Consider the following 4,113-nt stretch of genomic DNA (forward strand, 5'->3'; position numbering starts at 1 on the left):
GCGGCGCCGGCCATCAGGGCCGTGGCGGCGCTGGCGAGAAGAAGCTTCTTGATCATCTGGTCCTCTGTCTCCCGTTTCGCGGGATGTGTGCCCGGCGACAGGAACTGCAGGTTGCCGCCACGCGATAGTGCAGCGCTGCAACACTCCGGGCGGGGGCGTTTGCACCGCAGCACGCATGTGCGATGCAGCACATCCGAGAACAGGGCGTGGTTAACTGGCCCGCCCATGCGTGTCCGAGACGGTCCGGAAACAAAAAGCCCCGCCGCACGGGGCGGACGGGGCTTGAGTTCGTTCGAGAACGTTCCCAGGACCAACCGGGAAGCTTCGATGTTTCTTAGATCCTAACGGCCGACGGCCCGCAAGCCTGCCGGCGACGGCCGGATGCTGTTAACATTAATTCCCGATCGGCCGAAGCCGGGCCTGGGGCGGGGATAAGCCCGCGTCCGGCCCCGGCCGGGGCGGCCATCCAGTCCGGCAGTCCAGACGGTGGCTTTTCCGCGCTCCGATTCCGGTGGTGCCGAGACCTGGCCAATGCTCGGCCGGGGCGTGGCGCGCGGAAGGTCTGTCACGCGACGCGCGTGCTCTTGGAGCGGCGGTTCCGAGTATTGTAATCTCCCCACGCGCCGACGAATCGCCGGGCCGGATGGCCGGTCCGCCGCCGTCGGGTCCCGGGAATGGGCAGGATGTGCGGCCTGTGGAGAGGGGACCGATGGCGAGCGTGAGCGAGCGGACCGCGCGGCATCAGCGGATCATGGGGCCCCTCCTCGTGGCGGCGATCCTGTTCGGCCTGGCCGGGCTGCCGCTGGCGGTCTGGCTCGACCTGCGCGGCCTGTCGGAGCGCATGCTCGAGACGCAGGCGGTGGAGACCGGCCGGATCATCGACCAGATGCGCAGCTTCTACGCCAGCGACGTCGTTCAGGCGGTCAACGGCGCCACCGGCCGCGTGGTGACGACCCACGACTACAAGGGCGTGCCGAACGCGATCCCGATCCCCGCGACCCTGTCCCTGGAACTCGGCGAGCGGATCAGCGGCGCGGACGGGGCGGTCAAGTACCGCTTCGTCTCCGACCTGCCGTTCAAGGACCGCAAGCCCCACGAGCTCGACGCCTTCGAGGCCCGCGCGCTGGCCGACCTGCGCGACCGCCCGCAATCGCACTTCGTCAGCGAGACCACCGGCTCGATCTTCGACCGGCAGGTCCGCATCGCCGCCCCGATCCGGATGGAATCCGCCTGCGTGCGCTGCCACAACGCGCATCCCCTGAGCCCCAAGACCGACTGGAAGGTCGGCGACGTGCGCGGCATCCAGGAGATCGTCCTGCGCCAGCCGATCGCCGCCAACGTCCTCGCCTTCAAGTACCTGCTGGGCTACTTCATCCTGGCGGCGCTGGCCGGCAGCACCTTCCTGCTCCTGCAGGCGCGCCAATCCCGGCTGATCGACCGGATGAACCGCGAACTGACGGAGTCGAACGGCTTCCTGGCCTCGATCTCGGTGCAGATCGCCAAGTACATCTCGCCCCAGGTCTACAAGAGCATCTTCAGCGGCGAGCGCGACGTGTCGGTCGCCACCGAGCGCAAGAAGCTGACGATCTTCTTCTCCGACATCAAGGACTTCACCGCCACCACCGAGCGCCTGCAGCCCGAGGAGCTGACCGCGCTGCTCAACGAGTACCTCACCGAGATGACCGCGATCGCGCAGAAGCACGGCGGCACGGTCGACAAGTACATCGGCGACGCGATGCTGGTCTTCTTCGGCGATCCCGAGACCAAGGGCGTGCGCGAGGACGCGCAGGCCTGCGTGCGGATGGCCGTCGAGATGCAGAAGCGCCTCGGCCAGCTCAATGCCCGCTGGCGCCGCTCCGGCATCGAGCGCCCGTTCCAGGCCCGGATCGGCATCAACACCGGCTACTGCAACGTCGGCAATTTCGGCAGCGACGACCGGATGGACTACACGATCATCGGTGCCGAGGCGAACCTCGCCGCCCGCCTGCAATCGGTGGCCGCGCCCGGCGGGATCACCCTGAGCTACGAGACCTACGCGCTCGTCAGCGACGTCGTCCGGGCGAGCCCGCAGGACCCGATCCGCATGAAGGGCATCAGCCGCGACGTCGTCCCCTACGCCATCGAGGGCGACCTCGCCGCCGAGGCCGCGGAGACGGTCTTCTCCGAGCACGCCCGGGGCATCGATTTCTACATCGACGTCGACGCCCTGGAGGCGGAGGGCGCGGCCCGGCTCCGGAAGCGCCTGCTCGAGACGCTCGCGGCCGTCGACCGCCGGATGACCGGCGCGGGCGCGCCGGGCCCGGAGCCGAAGCCGGGTCCGCTGCAGCCCGCAGCGGTCTGACGGTGCCGGACGCCGGTTGTCCCGGGACGCATGGACGGCGGGATGGGCCGCGGGACCGGCGGCGGGACCGGCAGTGCGGGCGCCGTCGCGCCGGGGCGCGGCCGGAGACGGCCGGGACGGGGCGGCCCCGGGGGCGTGCTGCCCCTCCGGCGGGTCAGCGTCCCCTGCTGACCCGCCTCCCCGGACCGGAGGCGGTGAAGGCGCCGCGCCGCGCCAGCCCGCCCGGCCCGCCTCGACCCGCATGGCCCCGCATGGGCCCGGATCGCGGCCTGCCGGTCCGGAACGGGAGCGGCAGACCTCCGCGCCGCCGCTCCCCAGGGCCGCGCCGGTGGTCCGCGGCCCGTGCCCGGGACCCGCGGGGCGCGGCTTCCCGGGCCCGCATCCGGCGCTATGTGCCCTCGGCCGTCCTCACGCAGGCGCGTCCGCCCGCGCGGCGCCTGTCCGAGGCCCGCCCGCGGAGCCGGCCCGATCCGGGTCCGGCCCGCCGGGAATGCAGGAGACCCGCATGAACCCGATCACGCCGCTGTCCCTGACGGCCCTGCCGGGGGGCGGGATCGGTGCAGCCGTCCTGAGCCACGGGACGCCGCTCGGTGTCGCCTGCGCCGGGCTCGCCGGCGCCGCCACCCCGCCGCGGGTGTGGGGGCTCCGGTGACCGGCATCCCCTCCCCGCCCCTGACCCCGCCCCCGCATCGTCCCGGCCGCGCGGGGCCATCGGGCGGGGCGTTTCCCGACCTGACAGGTCCGGGGACGCGGTAGCGCGCCGATGTTCGGCTTCTCCCTCAGCTCCACGGAGCCCGACAGCATCGCGCACATCATCCAGGTGGCGCTGGCGCCCGCCTTCCTGCTCTCGGCGCTGGCGACCCTGCTGAACGTGTTCTCGACCCGCCTCGGCCGGATCTCCGACAAGGTCGACGCCCTCTCGGCGGAGGCCGCCAGGATGACGGAAGCCGAGGCCGCGCACCTGTCCCGCCGGCTGAGCTACCTGCGGCGGCGCTCCTTCGTCCTCGACGTGGCGGTCGTCCTGGCCTCGCTGGCGGGCGGCCTGATCGGCCTGGCGGTGCTGACCCTGTTCGTCGGGGCGCTGCGCGACGCCGCCACCGCGTCGATCCTGTTCGCGTGCTTCGGGGCGGCGCTGATCTGCACCGTCGCGGCGATCGGCGCCTTCATGGCCGAGATCCTGATGGCCGGTCGCGGCGTGCGCGATCAGGTCGAGCGTCAGCAGGACAAGGTCCCCGCGCGCCCCTGATCGCGCGCCGGCCGCAGAATTTCGATTGCACGCCCCCGGCAACCGCGTCTTAATCTTAACGGCGTCTGATGCGGACGCACGCTGCGCCCGGGTATTCCGTCATGAGCATCGCGATCTTCGTTGCCCTCGTGGCGGGGGCCCTCTGCCTCGGAGGAGCCTCCTCGCTCCTGCCGTTCCGGCGCCGGGACGACGGGGAGCCGGACCACGGCCTGGCCTACGAGGGCGACTTCTTCGACGTGGGCGGCCCGGTGATCGACCTGGAGCCGCACCGCTGAACTGAGGCGGCGGGGCCAGCGGCGCGGGCCCCGGTGCGGCGGTCCGGGATCGGCGTCGTGATCGCGCCCGATCGGCCCCGGCCCCCGGGCCGACTTATCCGGAGCGATCCTCGGCCGCGCCCCTCGGTGGCCGGGGCGGAGCGGTTCAGATGTCTTCCATCCACTCGACATGGCCATCGGAGAGGCCGTAGCGCGCGCCCACGACCTTGACCGCCCCGGCGCCCAGCGCCTCCTTGATCACGAGGCTCTGC

5 protein-coding genes are annotated in these 4,113 nt (G+C 72.2%); 4 read left to right on the top strand and 1 reads right to left on the bottom strand.

Features of this window, described 5'->3' with window-relative positions; all coding sequences use genetic code 11:
* The coding region (locus MFF58_RS31280) for a hypothetical protein (protein WP_238294173.1) at nt 1-227 on the bottom strand (227 nt) is incomplete at its 3' end.
* Nucleotides 228-709: 482 nt separating this feature from the next.
* Here MFF58_RS31280 and MFF58_RS31285 point away from each other — a divergent pair.
* From MFF58_RS31285 to MFF58_RS31300, 4 genes are all read left to right on the top strand, one after another.
* Nucleotides 710-2,341, top strand: coding sequence for an adenylate/guanylate cyclase domain-containing protein (locus tag MFF58_RS31285; RefSeq protein ID WP_238294175.1), 1,632 nt, complete (start codon nt 710-712; stop codon nt 2,339-2,341).
* Nucleotides 2,342-2,846: 505 nt separating this feature from the next.
* Nucleotides 2,847-2,993, top strand: a complete 147-nt coding sequence (locus MFF58_RS31290; protein WP_238294177.1) for a hypothetical protein — start codon at nt 2,847-2,849, stop codon at nt 2,991-2,993.
* Between the two features lie 111 nt (nt 2,994-3,104).
* Entirely contained in the window at nt 3,105-3,587 is a 483-nt protein-coding gene (locus MFF58_RS31295) for a DUF2721 domain-containing protein (protein ID WP_238294179.1), read from the top strand.
* A gap of 101 nt (nt 3,588-3,688) precedes the next feature.
* Entirely contained in the window at nt 3,689-3,862 is a 174-nt protein-coding gene (locus MFF58_RS31300) for a hypothetical protein (RefSeq protein WP_238294181.1), read from the top strand.
* The last annotated feature ends 251 nt before the right edge of the window (nt 3,863-4,113 follow it).

It is taken from the genome of Methylobacterium longum (assembly GCF_022179385.1).
Taxonomy (GTDB): domain Bacteria; phylum Pseudomonadota; class Alphaproteobacteria; order Rhizobiales; family Beijerinckiaceae; genus Methylobacterium; species Methylobacterium longum.